The organism is Nonomuraea rubra (assembly GCF_014207985.1).
Classification (GTDB): domain Bacteria; phylum Actinomycetota; class Actinomycetes; order Streptosporangiales; family Streptosporangiaceae; genus Nonomuraea; species Nonomuraea rubra.
Window position 1 is genome coordinate 6,687,317 of the sequence record NZ_JACHMI010000001.1, and the last position, 15,837, is coordinate 6,703,153.

Sequence of the window (15,837 nt, forward strand, 5' to 3'; positions counted from 1 at the left end):
TGGCCGATATCGGGCATGCGCCCGTGCGCCGCTCCCTGACAATCTCTCTTTGTCACTAACACTAGAACCCGGACACCGGGGCGCCGCAGGGTGCAACGGACAGTGCACGCACTGACCGCCGTCGGCGCCGCACCACATTCCGCCTGCCGAGCATTCCCTCCGAACACGTCACCGGCTTGCACCTGATACGGCATGACACCGGACGGGATTCTTCGACATTTCGATTGCAACGCATGACACCGCGCCACGATGAGGCACGATTCGATGGCGGGCGGCATTGAGAACTGCGACTCAAGTCCCACGCTCGTCACCTGCTCTTCGACACGCGCCCGGCACCGTGAACCGATCCGGATTTCCATCATCAGACCCGGCGCGGTTCACCTGTGCGGTATCAGCCTGCCCGCGCATGGTGAAAGCGCGGCTCCTACGACGACTTTCTCTGCGCCGGCAGCCCTCTGCTGCCCGCCCCGGAGGCTCTGCTCCTTGTGACGCTCGCGCTTTCCCCCGGGGCAATGATCAGCGCTCTCGTCCTGTCGGTTTCCGGTACGCCGCCACGTTGGAGGGCGGCGTCCTGAACGTGCGCGAAATCTTCCGCACCCGGCGCGTCGACCTATCGCACGCCAGAATCTGGCGGCTCCAGGAAGCGCTGCTGGTCGCCCAGAGTGAGAGTGGGAAGGTGCGTCTGAGGCTGTATGGGGCGCGCGGCACGCTACTGCCCACCCGTCGAATCGGGCTTGAACCGGGAATTCTCTGGAGCGGCTACGCGGCTCGGTGATACTCGTGATCAGACCACCGAGCGCTCTTCGGCGTTCGATCAGTGCACTCGGCCCGCACAGTGCGCACCCACCGTTCGGCGTAGCAGTTGGCCCGCGCGGGCGAAGACCTCGTCGGGGATCAGGGTGAGGTCACTTCCATCGAGGTGGACCCTCAGGTAGCCGAGCAGGACCGTCAACCGCCACTCAGAGGCAGTCGGGCCCGCGGACGGTGTCCGGTCACCAGTCGTGGACGGTGCCGTCCTTGAGCCGGTTGAACGGCAGGTAGGCCGGCTGGTACGGGAAGCGCGCCGCAGCTGCCTCGTCGAGCTCCACGCCGAGCCCCGGCAGCTCGCCCGGGTGCAGGTAGCCGTCGGCGAAGCTGAACGACTGCCGGAACACCTCGTTCGTGGCCCGGCCGTGCTGCATGTACTCCTGGATGCCGAAGTTGTGGATCGCCAGGTCCAGATGCAGGGCGGCGGCCATGCCGACCGGGGAGATGTCGGTCGGGCCGTGGATGCCGGACTTGATCTGGTACTGGGCGGCGTAGTCGAGGAGCTTGCGCATGGCCGTGATTCCCCCGGTGTGGGTCACGGCGGAGCGGACGTAGTCGATGAGCTGCTCGCGGATGAGGGTCTGGTAGTCCCACACGGTGTTGAAGACCTCGCCGATGGCCAGCGGGGTCGTGGTGTGCCGGCGGACCAGGCGCAGCGCCTCCTGGTTCTCCGCCGGCGTGCAGTCCTCCAGCCAGAACAGGTCGTACGGCTCCAGCGCCTTGCCGAGCCTGGCGGCCTGGATGGGGGTCATCCGATGGTGCCCGTCGTGCAGCAGCGGCAGGTCGGGGCCGAACTCGTTGCGCACCGCCTCGAACACGCCGGGCAGGTGGCGCAGGTAGGCGCGGGTGTCCCAGTCCTCCTCGGCGGGCAGCGGGGTGCGCTGGGCCGGCTCGTAGTCGTAGCGCCGGCCGTCCACGCTGGGCTGGGCGGCCACGCCGTACACGGCGTCGATGCCCGGCACGGACGTCTGCACCCGGATCGACCGGTAGCCCAGCTCCAGGTGCCGGCGGATCGAGTCGAACAACTCGGGCAGGTCCCGGCCGGAGGCGTGCCCGTAGGCCATGATCCCGGTGCGGGAGGCGCCGCCGAGCAGCTGGTAGAGCGGCATCCCGGCGGCCTTGGCCTTGATGTCCCACAGCGCCACGTCCACGGCCGCGATGGCGGCCATGGTGACGGGCCCCCGCCGCCAGTACGCGGAGCGGTAGAGGAACTGCCAGGTGTCCTCGATGCGGTGCGGGTCCCGCCCGATCAGCAGCGGGACCACGTGGTCCGCCAGGTACGACACGACCGACAGCTCCCGCCCGTTGAGGGTGCCGTCGCCCAGACCGGTGATCCCCTCATCCGTCGTGATCTTGAGGGTCACGAAGTTGCGGTCCGGGCTGGTGACGATGACGTCCGCCGCGATGATCTTCACGTGCTGCCTTTCTTACGGATGAGGGTGGAGGGTCATGGTCACCATTCCGCGTACGCACCGTCGCGGTGCCGCCAGACGGGGCTGCGCCAGGCGTGCCCCTTCTCCCCGGCGGCGCGGACCGCCCGGTCGTCGATCTCGATGCCCAGGCCGGGCGCGGTGAGCCGTTCGATGTGCCCGTCCACGAAGGTCAGCGGGGTCTTGTCGACGCAGTAGTCGAGCACGTCGGCGTCGAGGTTGTAGTGGATGCCGATGCTCTGCTCCTGGATCAGGTAGTTCGGCGTCGCGAAGCCGACCTGAAGGCAGGCCGCGAGGGCGATCGGGCCCAGAGGGCAGTGCGGGGCGAGCTGTACGTCGTACATCTCGGCGAGTGAGGCGATCTTGCGCACCTCGGTGATGCCGCCGGCGTGCGAGATGTCCGGCTGGGCGACCGCGATGCCGGCGTTCAGGACGGGCAGGAACTCCTGCCGGCTGTAGAGCCGCTCCCCCGTCGACACCGGGATGGTGGTCGAGCGGACGAACTCGCCGATGAGGTGCGAGTTCTCCGGGACGACCGGTTCCTCCAGGAACAGCGGCCGGTACGGTTCCAGCAGCGGCGCTATCCGGCGGGCGTTGGCCAGGGTGAAGCGCCCGTGCAGGTCGACGGCGACATCGCGGTGGTCGCCGAGCACCTCGCGCGCGGCGGCCACTCTGGCGACCACGCCGTCCAGCTCGGCGACCGTCGCGACGGGGCTCATCCTGCCGGAGGCGTTCATCTTCACGGCGGTGAGCCCCGCCGCGATCTGGGCGGCGATGTGGTCGCGCACCTCGCCGGGCTCGTCGCCGCCGACCCAGCCGTACACTCGGATCCGGTCCCGCACCGGGCCGCCGAGCAGCTGGTGCACCGGGGCGCCGAAGTGCTTGCCGGCGATGTCCCAGAGGGCCTGGTCCAGGCCGGCCACGGCGCTGGCCAGGATCGGGCCGCCCCGGTAGAACGCGCCCTTGGTCAGCACCTGCCAGTGGTCCTCGATGCGCAGCGCCTCCCGGCCGATCAGCAGCTCCGCGAGCTGGTGCACGGCGGTGCGGACGGTCTCGGAGCGCCCCTCGCAGGTGGCCTCCCCCCAGCCGACGATGCCGGACCGGGTCTCCACCCGGACGAACAGCCAGCGGGGGGCGACGAGGAAGGTCTCGACCCGCGCGATGGTCGTCATGCCGCTCAGCCCTTCGTCGCGCCGGCGGTGAGGCCGGAGACCACGTACTTCTGCACGAACAGGGCGATGACCATGATCGGCAGGGTGACCACGGTGCTCGCGGCCATCAGGCCGCCCCAGTCGATGCTGGCGTAGCCGACGAAGTCGAAGATCGCCACGGGCAGCGTCTTGGTGTCGGCGTCGGAGAGCACGAGCGCGAACATGAAGTTGTTCCAGGAGAAGATGAACGACAGGATTCCCGCGGTCGCGATGCCCGGCACCGACAGGGGCAGGGTGATGCGGCGGAACGCGCCGACGTGGGTCAGCCCGTCGACCAGCGCCGCCTCCTCCAGATCCTCGGGCAGGCTGTCGAAGTAGCCCATCATGATGTAGACCACCAGCGGCAGCGAGACGAACATGTGGCTGATGATCAGCACCCCGAAGCCTCCGACCAGCTTCAGGTTGGAGAAGACGTAGAACCAGGGCACCAGGAGCGAGACTCCGGGGATGACCCGCGCCATCAGCACCACCAGCGCGGACTTCCTCATGTTGAACCGGCTCATCGAGTACGCGGCCGGCAGGCCGAGGACCAGCGACGCCACGGTGGCGGCGAAGGCCACCCAGAGGCTGTTGACGATGAATTCGATGTAGTTCGCCTGCTGGAGCACCTTGGCGTAGTTGTCCGTGGTGGGCGTGAACGCCAGCGCCTTGCCCGGGTCGTAGATGTCGACGTTGGTCTTGAACGACGCGGCGATCATCCAGATCAGCGGGGCGATCAGCGCGAGCACCACGACGGTGAGCGCCACCACCCGGAACACCTGGTACGCGGGCCGGGGCCTCATCGCTGCGCCTCCTTGCGCCGGGCGGTCAGGGCCCACATCGCCCCGATGATGATCAGGAAGAAGATGATGAGCACGGTGGAGGAGATGCCGTATTCGTTGTAGTCGAAGCTGAGGCCGTAGGCGTACACGTTGAGCGTCTCGACCTCGTGGAACGAGCCGCCGCCGCGGCCCTTGGTGGCGTACAGGATGTCGAAGGTCTTCAGCGCGTCGATGCCGCGCAGCAGGATCGCCACGGTCAGCGTGGGCGTCAGCAGCGGCAGGGTGACGTGCCGGAAGCGCTGCCAGGTGCTGGCGCCGTCGATGCGCGCCGCCTCCTGCGGCTCGTCCGACAGCGAGGTGAGCCCGGCGAGCAGGATCAGCACGACCATCGGCGTCCACTGCCACACGTCGATGAAGATCGTGGTCGGCAGGGCCGTGTACTGGCCGGAGAGCCAGGGCTGCGGCCCGATGCCGAACCAGCCGAGGAGCTGGTTCGCCAGGCCGATGTTCGGGTCGAAGATGAGCCGCCACATCATGCCGACCGCCACCGGGGTGGCGACGAGCGGCAGCAGGATGGCGACCCGGACCCACCTCTGACCCTTGAACGGCCGCCAGAGCAGGAGGGCGATCGCCATCCCGAGGACCACCTCGAACAGCAGCGCCACGACGGTGAACGTGGCGGTCCGTCCGACGGCGGGCCAGAACCGCTCGATGTCGGAGAGGACGTCGAGGTAGTTCGCCAGGCCGACGAACTCGCTCTCCGCGCGGACAGACCCCTCGGCGTCGGTCAGGCTGAGGTAGGCCGTCCAGGCCAGCGGGAACACGAGCAGCGCCGCGACGAAGGTCATCGCGGGCGCGGCGAAGAGCCATTTGCGGTGGTCGTCGACCCAGCGCAGCCAGCCGGGCGTCTCGGGCGCGGCGACGGTGCTGCGCGGCGGCTTGGTGGTGGTGGTCGTTGCCATGAGGTCTCCAGGGAGGGGCGGGCCTGCGGGAGCACGCGGGGAACCGGGCGCGTGTCCCGCCTCCCCGCGCGTGCCGCTTACCTGGCCTCGTCGTCCAGGAACTTCTGGAACGCGGCGTGGGCGGTGTCCGCGGCCGCCGCCGCGTCCTTGCCGGTGATCGCGTCGACGAGCGGCTGGCCGACGATCTCGCGGGCCTCGGCGACCTTCACGACCAGCGGCCGGTCATGGCCCACCCCGGCCTTGGTGCTGGCCGCGATGGCCTCCGCCAGGTCCTCCGGGAAGGTCGAGGTGCCCTCCGGGTCGGCCCAGACGGAGCTGCGGGCGCCCGGCACGCCGGACTTCTGCTGCGCGAGCGTCTGCTCCTTGCTGGTGGCCCACTCGATGAACTTCCAGGCGTTGTCCGCGTTCTCGGAAGCGGCGTTGATGCCCAGCGCCCACGACGGGATGTTGTACGGCTTCGAGCCGGCCGGGCCCGCAGGGAACGGCGCGAAGCCCACCTGGTCGGCGACCTTGGACTTGGCCGGGTCGGTGGCGTTCTTGTAGAGGGAGTTCGCCTCGGTGTAGAAGGCGGCCTTGCCCTGGGTGAAGATGGCCATCGCCTCCGGCCAGCCCATGTCGGTGCTGACGTTCGCCGGGCCGGAGTCCTTGATCAGGCCGCCGTAGAAGGCGTAGGCCTGCTTGGCCGCCTCGCTGCCGACCGCGGACTTGCCGCTGCCGTCGACGAAGTCGCCGCCGAAGCTGTAGAGGAAGCTGGAGAACTGGGTGACCGCCGCCGACTTGCCGGTGCGGGCAACGAAGCCGGCGACGTCCGGCTCGGCCGCCTTGACCTTGGCGGCGGCGGCCTTCAGCTCGTCGAGGGTCTTCGGCGGGGCGCTCAGGCCGGCCTTGGCGAGCAGGTCCTTGCGGTAGTAGAGGACCTCCTGCTCGGTGATGATCGGGATGCCGACGGGCTTGCCCTCGTACGCAGTGGACTCCACCGGGCCCGCCTGGAAGTCGGAGAAGTCCCAGTTCGCCGCCTTCACCCGGTCGGACAGGTCGGCCAGGTACTTGTTCTTGGCGAAGAGCTTTCCCTCCTGCAGAGGGCGGTACATCATCACGTCGATGTCGGAGGAGCCCGCGTTCAGCTTCACGTTGTACTGGTCCGAGAGCTGGTCCTCGCCGAGCTGGGTGACCTCGACCTTGAGGCCGGTCTGCTTCTCGAACTCGGGCAGCGCCTTCTTGACGTTGTCGGTCCACACGTGGTTGGCGAGGGTGACGCGTACCGTCGTGGCCGCGCCGCCGTCCCCGCCGCCGCCACAGGCGGACGAAGCCATGGCCACAACCACGGCCAGAGATGTACCGATGATCGATCGACGTCGCACGTCATCTCGCCTTTCTGTCGTGGTCGCCGCCCCCCTGGAAGAGCGCCACACTCCCGTAACATCTGCTTAATGCCGGGATGCTAGGACAAAAAAGCTGATTTATTCAAGTAAAGACTGCTGACTGATATGCTTTGTTTGTGATCCAGTCCTCCCCTGAGGGCGCCCCCACCCGGCAGGCCCCCGCCGAGGCTGGGTTGCACGCACGCGTCCTCGACCACGTCGGCACCGCCATCTGCAACGGCGAGGTGGCCGCCGGTTCCGTCCTCAGCATCGACGACCTGGTCGACCGCTATCAGGTCTCCCGCTCGGTGATCCGCGAAGTGCTGCGGGTGCTCGCGTCCATGGGGCTCGTCGAGACCCGGCGCCGGGTCGGGATCATGATCAGGCCAGCCCGGGCGTGGAAGGTCTTCGACCCGCAGGTGATCCGCTGGCGGCTCGCCTCGAACGGGCGAATGGCGCAGATGCGCTCGATCACCGAGCTGCGTACCGCGATCGAGCCGCACGCCGCCTGGCTGGCCGCCGAGCGGATCGACGACGAGGAGGCGAGCGAGCTGGTCGGGCTCGCGGCCAAGCTGTGGGCCGCCGGGAAGGCCGGTGACGAGGCCCGCTTCCTCAGCCTGGACATCGACTTCCACCGGCGGGTGCTGAACGCCTCCGGCAACGAGATGTTCGCAGAGCTCCAGCTGATCGTCGCCGAGGTTCTGGCCGGCCGCCACCACTACCATCTGATGCCCCACTACCCCGATGAGCGGGCGTTGCGCCTCCATTCGGACGTGGCTCAGGCGATTCAGCGGCGCGACGGCGAGCGGGCCATGCGGGCCATGGTGGAGATCATGGAGCAGGGGTTCGCCGAGATGAAGTCGATGTGGGCGCGGAGCACCGAGCCCGGCGGCGCCTGACTCGCACGGGCCCCAGGCCGCGCACCCGCTCCGGGCCGGCGCTTACGCCTCTGGGTGCTGCGCAGTGCGTGGGTGTGATCGCGGGCCTCGGTCGGAGGCTTGCCCTGGAGCGGCGGATTCAGAAGGAATTTATGCCGCGTATCCCAACAAAAGCGCTGATCAGGGGCCCGGGAACAACGTCAAAAAGCCTTCACGTGAGCGGTGGATCCAGCATCCTGAGCATGACCGGAACCTGCCCCGAGCAGAGCCCTCACTCCCTCTGGTCCCCCCGTTCCCCGAAGAGGTCTCCTTGACTCGGTATGCCATCGACCGTGCCCACCACACGCTCATCGCCCAGTGGAGCACCGGCATCGGCGACACCGCCACCGTCGTGGCCCGCCTCACCCACGACCAGCTCCCCCACGACACCCGCAAGCTCGCCGCCGAGCTCACCCACCTGTCCCAGCTCTGCTGGCGCTCCTACACGCACCCCGCCAGCGCCGCCCACCGGCACGGCCCCCACAGCCCCGGGCGGCAACGGCAGCAGGAACGCGACGCCTTCGACACCATCCTCCCCGCCCTCGTCGCCACCACCCGATTCACCAGCCGGCCGATCACGACCAAGGTCGAGCTAGCCGCCCACGCCATCGCCCGGACCCTGCACAAGCTCGACACCTCTCAGCTCACCACGCACATCACCACCGACATCGCCGCCGAGCTCGCCGCCATCGAGCAAGCCGAACGCGGCGACCTGACCGACCGCGCCCAGCAGGCCGTCGCGCTCAGCCGCGAAGACGCCTCACCCCTGCAGATCTCGCAGGCCGACCGCCTGCTGCACGACAACCCGTTCGGCAGCCAAGCCCTCTTCACCGAGGTCGACCCCACCGCGGCCGCCATCGCCGCCGCCCACTGGTTCCACGCCGCCGCCACCATCACCGCCCAGCACACGGGCCTGCACCCGATCCAGGTCGCCGGCACCGCGGGGCAGCCCGGCAAGCCCCTCGCCGTCGAAAGCCTCATCGACATCACCACCGCCATCACCGAAGGCACGCGCGCCCGGCACGTGGTCATGCCCCTGATCCGCAACGCCCTGCACATCGCCGACGGCTACCTGCGCGGCATCCTCGACGTCCAGCACCGCATCACCGCCGCCCAGGAGCTCATGCACAACGCCCACCCGGAAGCCGGCCTCGGCCCCGACACCATCCACCTGCCGCTCACCTCGCTCGACCCCGCCCGCCCCGCCCCCGACCTGCTCGACAACCTGCTCCACGGCATCCACACCTGCTGGAACCTCTACCAGCACCACACCACACCCCAGGACCAGCTCCGCCAGGCCTTCCTCACCGCGACCAGGGAAGAAGCAGCCATCCGAAGCGAACGGCTGCTGTAACGCGCAACGAGCGTGCCCCTCCGGGTGTGTTCCACGTGTCGGCAGATCGAGCCCCCGCCGCCGCATGATCTACGTCGGCTGCGAGGTCCTCGCCGATGACCTTCGCAGCGACCTGACCGGCTCCATCACAGGCCCGTCCACCGTGTACGGCCTGGCCGCCACGCCCGACGCCACCTCCCTCTACGCGGCGGTGGCCGGATCGAACCAGGTGTTGGTGGCGGACACCCCGAACCAGACCGCGCGGTCTTGTCGCGACGCGAGCTTAGATTAGGCTACCCTTAGTTAGTGGGTGCAACTTTGCCGCGGATGAGGTGAGGGTGATGCGGATCGGGGGTCGGCCTCGCCAGATCGAGACGGCGGACATCGTCCGGGCCGGACGCGAGCTGGGGCTGCGGGACCTGAGCATGAACGCCGTGGCGGCACGGCTGGGGGTGTCGTCCACGGCGCTCTACCGTCACGTCGACGGACGGTGGGAGCTGGAGCGGCTGGTGGGCGAGAGCATCCTCGCCGGCCTGGACTTTCACGACGATCCGGCGCATGGTCCGGTGCGGCACCTGCTGTCCTTCGCGCTGGAGTTGCGGGGCTTCATCCTGCGGCATCCGGGGCTGGCCGCTTATGTGCAGACCTTGTTCCCTCGTGGCGAGGGGGGCCGGAGGCTGCTCGCCGTGGAGGCCGAGGCGCTGGTGCGGCGCGGTTATTCGATGGACGCGGCGATCGTGCTGTCCTCCGCGGTGGCGTTGATCGCCGTCGGTTACGCGGCGACCGAGGAGGTGCAGCGCGAACGGGCGGAAGGGCTCGGCGAGCAGCGCCGGGGTGCCGAGGAGGGGATCCTGACGGACTCCCGTCTCGCTGATGCGCATCGCAAGCTGCCCGACATCGGAGCCGAGGAGTACGTGCGGCTGTGGCTGGGCGCCGCGATCCGCGGGTTCGTGGAGGCGGCGCCGCCGGGCCGGCCGGTGGACGAAATCCGGTCGGCGCTGCGCGCCACCGGGGAAGGAGAGTGATGGCCAAGCGCGGTTTCGATGGAGTGATCATGCGCGCGTACGGTGCGCGCGACCATCAGGTGACGGTCACCGGCACGGAGTGGCTCGCTCCGCACTTCCTGCGGGTGTGGATGACCTCCCCGACCCTGCTGCACGACGTCGTGGTCGCGCCGGCGGCGTACGTGCGGTTCTGGATGCCGGATCCGGATGATCCTGACGTCGAGCACCAGCGCGGGTACACGCTCTCCGAGGCGGACCCGGCCACCGGGACGTTCGCGGTGGACTTCGTGCTGCACGAGCCCGCCGGCCCGGGATCCTTGTGGGCGCGGCGCGCCGAGCCGGGGACGACGGTGCAGGTCACCCCGCTCGGCTCCACGCGGTTCGATCCCCCGGCAGAGCCGCCGGCCGGCTACCTGCTGGTCGGCGACTCGGCCTCGATCCCGGCGATCAACGGCATCTTGCGAACCGTGCCCGCCGAGGTGCAGGTGGAGCTGTATGTGGAGGAGCATCAGGAGGCGGATCGGCTCATCCCGCTCGTGAACCATCCCCGCGTGAACGTCCATTGGGCGCCGCGTCGCGGCGAGCGTTCGCTGGCTGCGGCGATCGAATCCCGCGACTGGTCGAACTGGTACGCCTGGGCCGCCGCGGAGTCCGGCTCGCTCCGGCATCTCCGCGCGCGGTTACGGGACGAGTTCGGCTTCCCCCGCAGCGAGACCCACGCCCAGGCGTACTGGTACTACGGGCGCGCGTTCGGCTCGAATCGGTCCAAGGCCACGCCGGAGCCGACGCCCGCCGAGCCTTCTCCCGCCGCGGCGGTGCCGGCAGCGGAACCGGCGCGGCGCGGTGCGTGGCGGGCACAGGCGGGTGGGCGGCTCATCGCCCCGCTGCGCCCGACGCTGATCGTCGCGGGCCTCGCGCAGGCGGTCCTCACGCTGGTCCAGCTGGCCCCCTTCGTGCTGCTGGCCGAGCTGTCCCGGCTCCTGATCGCGGGCGCCGAGGCGGCACGGCTGTGGACCGTCGGCAGCTGGGCCGTCCTCCTCATGGGTGCCGGGGTGATGCTCGCCTCCGGGCTGCTGCTGTGGCTGCACTGGGTCGACGCCCGCTTCGCGCGGGAGCTGCGGCAGCGGCTGCTGGGCAAGCTCGCGCGGCTGCCGCTGGGCTGGTTCGACGCGCGCGGGTCCGGTCAGGTCAAGCAGATCGTGCAGGACGACACGCTCTCCTTGCACTACCTGGTGACCCATGCCGTGCCGGACGCGGTCGCGGCACTCGTCGCGCCCGTCGCGGTGCTCGTCTATCTGTTCGTCGTGGATTGGCGAATCGCGCTGTTGCTGCTGCTACCGGTGTTCGTGTACGTCGTGGCGATGGCGATCATGGTCGTCCAGTCCGGTTCGAAGACGGCGGAAGCGTCCCGCTGGGCGGAGCGCATGAACGTCGAGGCGGGCGCCTACCTGGACGGCCAGCCGGTGATCCGGGTGTTCGGCGGCGCGGCCGCCTCCAGCTTCCGCAGGCGGCTGGGCGAGTACATCGGGTTCCTGAACGACTGGCAGCGGCCGCACACGGGACAGAAGACGTTCATCGATCTGGTCACCCGCCCGGCGACGTTCCTGCTGCTCATCTGCGGTCTCGGGACACTGCTCGTCACCGCCGGGAGCATGGATCCGGTGGCGCTGCTGCCGTTCCTGCTGCTGGGGACGACGTTCGGCGCCCGCCTGCTGGCCGTCGGCTACGGGCTCTCCGGCCTGCGCTCGGGACTGCTCGCCGCGCGCCGGATCCAGGTGACCCTCGACGAGGACGAGCTCGGCACTCGTCCGGCTGATGGCACCGCGCCGCGCGTTCCGGCCGGCCGGGTCGAGTTCGACCGGGTCGGCTTCTCCTACCGTCCTGGCGTGCCGGTCCTGCAGAACATCGAGCTGACGCTCGAGCCCGGCACCGTGACAGCTCTCGTGGGGCCGTCGGGATCCGGCAAGTCGACGCTGGCGGCACTGCTGGCCCGGTTCCACGACGTCGATGACGGCGCGATCCGGGTCGGCGGCCGGGACGTTCGCGAGCTGGCCGCGGACGAGCTCTACGCCAGGGTCGGCTTCGTCTTCCAGCAGGCCCAGCTGGTGCAGGGCACCGTACGCGAGAACATCGCCCTCGCCGTCCCGGACGCGAGCGACGAGCAGGTCCTGGCCGCCGCCCGCGCCGCACAGATCCATGACCGCATCCTGCGCCTGCCCGACGGTTATGACACCGTTCTGGGCCCGGACGCGGCACTCTCCGGGGGCGAGCGGCAGCGGCTCACGATCGCGCGCGCGATCCTCGCCGACACCCCGGTGCTGGTGCTCGACGAGGCCACGGCGTTCGCCGATCCCGAGTCCGAGTACCTCGTGCAGCAGGCGCTGAACCGCCTGACCGCCGGACGCACGGTACTCGTCATCGCCCATCGGCTGCACACGATCACCGGCGTGGACCGGATCGTCGTGCTCGATCACGGGCGGATCGCCGAGACCGGCACGCACGACGAGCTGCTCGACCGGGGCGGCCGGTACCGGAAGCTCTGGGACGCCGTCCGCGGCGGGACTCCTGCGGGCCGGATCGAGATGGAGGCGAACCGATGATCCGTTCCTTGCTCACGCTGCTGCCCGCCGGAAGCGGCGGCAGGATCGCCGTGCACCTTGCCCTGACCGTGTTCGGTGTCGTCCTCCGCGCCGCCGGAGCGGTTCTGCTCGTCCCCCTGGTCGCGGCGCTGTTCAGCGGCGATCCCGCAACCGCGTGGCCGTGGGTGGGGGCGCTCGCGCTCATCACCGCGGCGGGGTGGGGCATCGACGCCGCCGCGGCACGGCGGGGCTTCGACCTCGGCTTCGGGCTGCTCGACACCGGCCAGCGCACCGTCGCCGATCGGATCTCCCGCATCCGCCTGACCTGGTTCGGCGCGGAGAACACCGCGACGAGCCGGCAGGCCGTCGCCGCCGTCGGCCCCGACCTGGTCGGCCTGATCATCTATCTCGTGACCCCGCTGATCGGCGCCATCCTGCTGCCGATCGCGATCGCTGTCGCGCTGCTGCCGATCTCGTGGCCGCTCGGACTTGCCGCGCTGGCCGGGGTGCCGGTGCTGCTGGCCGCGTGGTGGGCCGCCGGGCGCCTCGGCCGGGACGCCGACCGGGCCGCTTCGGAGGCGAACAGCACGCTGACCGAGCGGATCCTGGAGTTCGCCCGCACCCAGCAGGCTCTTCGCGCGGCCCGGCGGATCGAGCCCGCCCGCAGTCATGCCGGCGCCGCCCTCGCGGCCCAGCACGGCGCCGGCATCCGGTTGCTGCTCCGGCAGGTTCCCGGGCAGCTGATCTTCGGCCTGGCCAGCCAGCTCGCTCTCCTGCTGCTCGCCGGGAGCACGGTCGCCCTCGCCGTGCAGGGGGCGCTCACAGTCCCGGAGGCGATCGCGCTGATCGTCGTCGTGGTCCGCTACCTGGAGCCCTTCACCACCGTCGCGGAGCTCTCCCCCGGCATCGAGTCCACGCTCGGCACGCTCCGCCGCATCCGCCAGGTCCTCGACGCCCCCACCGTCCCCTCCGGCATCGAGCGCACGACCCCGCGGGGAGCGCCCCGGATCGAGCTTCGCGACGTCGGCTTCCGCTACGGAGACGGCGGGACGACAGTGCTCGACCACTTCGACCTGGTCATCGAGCCCGGCACGACCACCGCGATCGTCGGCCCGTCGGGGTCCGGCAAGAGCACCGTCCTGGCGCTCATCGCCGGCCTTCACCAGCCCACCGCGGGCACCGTCGTCATCGACGGCGCCGACACCGCCGAGCTGGACGCCGGCTCACGTCACGAACTCGTCAGCGTCGTCTTCCAGCACCCCTACCTGTTCGACGGCGGCATCCGGGAGAACATCCTGGCCGGCGCTCCCGCGGCGGATGACGACGCCGTGGGCCGGGCCGCGGCTCTCGCCCGGGTCGACACGCTGGTCAGCCGGCTCCCGGACGGCTGGGAGAGCAGAGTGGGCGAGGCCGGGACCACGCTGTCCGGGGGCGAGCGCCAGCGGGTGTCCATCGCCCGCGCGCTCATCAAGCCCGCGCCCGTGCTCCTCATCGACGAGGCCACGAGCGCCCTGGACACCGAGAACGAGGCCGCCGTCACCGCGGCGCTGACCACCGACCCGGCTCCGCGCACCCGGGTGATCGTGGCCCATCGCCTCGCCAGCATCCGCGCCGCCGATCGGGTGGTCTTCCTGGAGGAGGGCCGGATCGTCGAGGACGGTACGGTCGACGACCTCCTCGCGGCCGGGGGCCGGTTCGCCGAGTTCTGGAAGCAGCAGGACGCCGCGACGGGATGGCGGCTCGGCGTCGGCACGACAGCATGAACCGACGGCCGCCTGCCCTCGGTCGGCGGAGCGACGTCGTCCACGGTGCCGGTACGGCCGAGCGGGGTCCGGGCGCGGCCGGCCACCGGGAGTCGCCCGGCGTGCGGCTGCACTTCCGGCACGTCACGCCCGAGATCGTGGAGAACGCCGACGCGGTGCTCAGCGGCGTGGACGGCATGCTCATGCCGCACGGCGTCGTCAGCGGCCTGCCGGCCGTCGAGCTCGCCGGTGAACGCCATCGAGGCCCGCGTCCGGCCGCCGTAGAGCAGCCGCCAGTCGGTGCCGAGCAGCTCGGCCTGGTGGATCATGGGGAGCAGCGGGGTGATGCCGATGCCGCCGGCGATGAACAGGTACCGCTCGGAGGGCGCCAGGGGGAAGTTGTTGCGGGGGCCGCCGATCGCCACCGGGGCGCCTACGGCCAGCTCGTCGTGGACGTAGGCCGAGCCGCCCCGGCCGTCCGGTTCCCTGAGCACGCCGATGCGGTAGGTGTGCGGGTCCCACCGGTCGCCGCACAGCGAGTACTGGCGGGTCAGGCCGCCCGGCAGGATCAGGTCCAGGTGCGCGCCGGGCGTCCAGTCCGGCAGGCGGCGCCCGTCCGGGTGTTCCAGGGTCAGGGCGACCACGCCGTCGGCGACCGGCGTCCTGGCGGCCACCCGCAGGTCGAGTCTGGGTTCCGAGATCATGCGTGCTCCCGGGTGGTGAGGCGGAAGGCGTGCACGGCGAGTCCACCGGCGATCAGGACGGCCGCGACCAGCAGGAAGAGCCGTCCCGGCGGCCAACCGGCGTCCTGCGCGGCGGCCGACAGCAGCATCCCGCCCGCCGCGATGACCAGGCAGGCCAGGATCAGGGCGCGCCGGCCGATGCGGTCGGCCAGCGGCGCCAGGAACAGCGAGCCGAGGGCCGTGCTGACCAGTGATGATGTGAAAGCATCGGCGACTCTCAGGCGGATTTACGAGCAGCGGCCGTCCAGCAGGGACCCGCTGTAGACGCCGTCCACGTCGATGATCACCGGGCCCGTCGCGGTGGCCTCGTCTCCCTGGCCACCGGGCTCGTCGACCATCGCCCAGGCCGTGACGGTGAAGTCGCCGAGGTCTCCGTCAGGGTCCTCGATCTTGGCCTTGCGGTAGTGGCTGAGCACCTCGTGGACGGGCCGGTCGGTGGAGACCGGGAAGCGGATGGTGTACCAGCAGTCGCCGGAGTCACCACCAGTGGTCTCGGCCTGCGGGTCGAAGGAGCCGAATTCCGCCCCGTCCGGCAGCGGATACGCCTGGATGCGCTCCACCATGCGCGCCAGCCGGTAGTCGTCGATCCACGAAGGAGCCTCGACGATCATCCCGATCAGCACGAACGGCACCAGCGCCAAGGCCAGGCAGCCGAGCCGGCGAGCTCGTGGTGAACGTCCGGACACCGCCGCCGAGGCGGATGCGGGAGCGTGCTGGGGGGCCGACATGGATAACATGATCGCGCATCGGCCGGGACCCGCACGGCTCGGCCACCTCGGCGGCGCGATCACCCCGCTGGACGGGCTGAGCCGCAGCGGTCTCCCTGGCAGTACCCGTTGCTGAGGATCAGCTGACCGCGCAGGACCGTGTAGGCTCCCGCGTCCACGCCCACGATCACTCCCTGGCAGGCGGGACAGAGCAGCGACCCGGCCCCCCGAGGAGTGCTCCCGGCCCGGTCACCACGTGCGCCGGCGCCCGCTCCGGTGG

Annotated in this window: 13 protein-coding genes; 7 read left to right on the top strand and 6 right to left on the bottom strand. The window is 70.5% G+C overall.

The genetic code is table 11. The features are described 5' to 3' along the window. Nucleotides 1–992 precede the first annotated feature (992 nt). The 5 genes from manD to HD593_RS30565 form a co-directional block, all read right to left on the bottom strand. Nucleotides 993–2,222 (bottom strand): D-mannonate dehydratase ManD, encoded by a 1,230-nt coding sequence (gene manD, locus HD593_RS30545; RefSeq protein WP_185105448.1) that lies wholly within the window; start codon nucleotides 2,220–2,222, stop codon nucleotides 993–995. A gap of 38 nt (nucleotides 2,223–2,260) precedes the next feature. Then, nucleotides 2,261–3,409, bottom strand: a complete 1,149-nt coding sequence (gene dgoD, locus HD593_RS30550; protein WP_185105449.1) for a galactonate dehydratase — start codon at nucleotides 3,407–3,409, stop codon at nucleotides 2,261–2,263. Between the two features lie 5 nt (nucleotides 3,410–3,414). Further along, a complete protein-coding gene (locus HD593_RS30555) occupies nucleotides 3,415–4,230 on the bottom strand; it encodes a carbohydrate ABC transporter permease (protein ID WP_185105450.1) in 816 nt (271 codons plus the stop codon). Further along, complete coding sequence (locus HD593_RS30560) at nucleotides 4,227–5,171, bottom strand: carbohydrate ABC transporter permease (RefSeq protein ID WP_221525067.1); 945 nt, start codon at nucleotides 5,169–5,171, stop codon at nucleotides 4,227–4,229. Before HD593_RS30560 ends, HD593_RS30555 begins: the two co-directional genes overlap by 4 nt. Before the next feature lie 77 nt (nucleotides 5,172–5,248). Continuing rightward, a complete protein-coding gene (locus tag HD593_RS30565; RefSeq protein WP_185105451.1) occupies nucleotides 5,249–6,484 on the bottom strand; it encodes an ABC transporter substrate-binding protein in 1,236 nt (411 codons plus the stop codon). A gap of 185 nt (nucleotides 6,485–6,669) precedes the next feature. On the opposite strand from HD593_RS30565, the gene HD593_RS30570 reads away from it, so the two are divergent. From HD593_RS30570 to HD593_RS65260, 7 genes are all read left to right on the top strand, one after another. Then, the gene (locus HD593_RS30570; protein ID WP_312903808.1) at nucleotides 6,670–7,431 is read left to right on the top strand and encodes a FadR/GntR family transcriptional regulator; all 762 of its coding nucleotides are present in this window, start codon (nucleotides 6,670–6,672) and stop codon (nucleotides 7,429–7,431) included. A 289-nt stretch (nucleotides 7,432–7,720) separates the two neighbouring features. Continuing rightward, the gene (locus HD593_RS30575) at nucleotides 7,721–8,803 is read left to right on the top strand and encodes a hypothetical protein (protein ID WP_185105452.1); all 1,083 of its coding nucleotides are present in this window, start codon (nucleotides 7,721–7,723) and stop codon (nucleotides 8,801–8,803) included. 64 nt (nucleotides 8,804–8,867) lie between these two features. After that, nucleotides 8,868–9,074: a hypothetical protein gene (locus HD593_RS30580; protein ID WP_185105453.1), complete on the top strand. Its 207-nt coding sequence runs from the start codon at nucleotides 8,868–8,870 to the stop codon at nucleotides 9,072–9,074. A gap of 49 nt (nucleotides 9,075–9,123) precedes the next feature. Then, nucleotides 9,124–9,807 carry a TetR/AcrR family transcriptional regulator gene (locus HD593_RS30585; RefSeq protein ID WP_185105454.1) on the top strand — a complete coding sequence of 228 codons (684 nt, stop codon included), beginning with the start codon at nucleotides 9,124–9,126 and terminating at the stop codon, nucleotides 9,805–9,807. Beyond that, nucleotides 9,807–12,386 (top strand): ABC transporter ATP-binding protein/permease, encoded by a 2,580-nt coding sequence (locus HD593_RS30590; protein ID WP_221525068.1) that lies wholly within the window; start codon nucleotides 9,807–9,809, stop codon nucleotides 12,384–12,386. The genes HD593_RS30585 and HD593_RS30590 overlap by 1 nt, the downstream gene beginning before the upstream one ends. Then, nucleotides 12,383–14,128: an ABC transporter ATP-binding protein gene (locus tag HD593_RS30595; RefSeq protein ID WP_185105455.1), complete on the top strand. Its 1,746-nt coding sequence runs from the start codon at nucleotides 12,383–12,385 to the stop codon at nucleotides 14,126–14,128. Before HD593_RS30590 ends, HD593_RS30595 begins: the two co-directional genes overlap by 4 nt. Then, nucleotides 14,125–15,114: a hypothetical protein gene (locus tag HD593_RS65260; protein WP_185105456.1), complete on the top strand. Its 990-nt coding sequence runs from the start codon at nucleotides 14,125–14,127 to the stop codon at nucleotides 15,112–15,114. The genes HD593_RS30595 and HD593_RS65260 overlap by 4 nt, the downstream gene beginning before the upstream one ends. Here HD593_RS65260 and HD593_RS30605 read toward each other — a convergent pair. Beyond that, nucleotides 15,078–15,578 carry a hypothetical protein gene (locus HD593_RS30605; protein WP_185105457.1) on the bottom strand — a complete coding sequence of 167 codons (501 nt, stop codon included), beginning with the start codon at nucleotides 15,576–15,578 and terminating at the stop codon, nucleotides 15,078–15,080. The two genes, HD593_RS65260 and HD593_RS30605, sit on opposite strands and share 37 nt — an antisense overlap. Nucleotides 15,579–15,837 lie beyond the last annotated feature (259 nt).

Coding starts and splice junctions, on each gene's coding strand:
- HD593_RS65260 (WP_185105456.1), top strand. CDS start 14,125: ATGAACCGACGGCCGCCTGCCCTCGGTCGGCGGAGCGACGTCGTCCAC.
- HD593_RS30595 (WP_185105455.1), top strand. CDS start 12,383: ATGATCCGTTCCTTGCTCACGCTGCTGCCCGCCGGAAGCGGCGGCAGG.
- HD593_RS30590 (WP_221525068.1), top strand. CDS start 9,807: ATGGCCAAGCGCGGTTTCGATGGAGTGATCATGCGCGCGTACGGTGCG.
- HD593_RS30560 (WP_221525067.1), bottom strand. CDS start 5,171: ATGGCAACGACCACCACCACCAAGCCGCCGCGCAGCACCGTCGCCGCG.
- HD593_RS30605 (WP_185105457.1), bottom strand. CDS start 15,578: ATGTCGGCCCCCCAGCACGCTCCCGCATCCGCCTCGGCGGCGGTGTCC.
- HD593_RS30580 (WP_185105453.1), top strand. CDS start 8,868: ATGATCTACGTCGGCTGCGAGGTCCTCGCCGATGACCTTCGCAGCGAC.
- HD593_RS30565 (WP_185105451.1), bottom strand. CDS start 6,484: ATGGCTTCGTCCGCCTGTGGCGGCGGCGGGGACGGCGGCGCGGCCACG.
- HD593_RS30555 (WP_185105450.1), bottom strand. CDS start 4,230: ATGAGGCCCCGGCCCGCGTACCAGGTGTTCCGGGTGGTGGCGCTCACC.
- dgoD (WP_185105449.1), bottom strand. CDS start 3,409: ATGACGACCATCGCGCGGGTCGAGACCTTCCTCGTCGCCCCCCGCTGG.
- HD593_RS30585 (WP_185105454.1), top strand. CDS start 9,124: ATGCGGATCGGGGGTCGGCCTCGCCAGATCGAGACGGCGGACATCGTC.